The following is a 237-nucleotide window of genomic DNA, read 5'->3' as shown; positions in this document are numbered from 1 at the left end:
CTTGCCGCATGCGCAGCCCGCCCATTTGCGGGGAAAGCATTTGGAGGATGCCGCCGAGGGCCATGGAAGCACCGGCCATCGCCGCCATGCCAGTTCCCCCACCCGCCGTAAATGCCCCCAGAGCCCCCGTCCCTGCGCCCGCAGAAACATACATAGCCACGGCAACCAGCGCCACGCCCAGCACGGTCTGGAATAAGCCTGCGCGCTTGCTCCCAATCACGACGGGAACAAGGTGAA

At 65.4% G+C, this 237-nt stretch carries 1 pseudogene; it reads right to left on the bottom strand.

From position 1 onward, the window contains the following. Nucleotides 1-237, bottom strand: a pseudogene (locus ADK28_RS32660) (tail assembly protein); the annotation flags it as partial.

Source organism: Serratia sp. 506_PEND (genome assembly GCF_001076875.1).
GTDB classification, from domain to species: domain Bacteria; phylum Pseudomonadota; class Gammaproteobacteria; order Enterobacterales; family Enterobacteriaceae; genus Serratia; species Serratia marcescens.
This window is presented reverse-complemented; position numbering and strand designations above follow the sequence as displayed.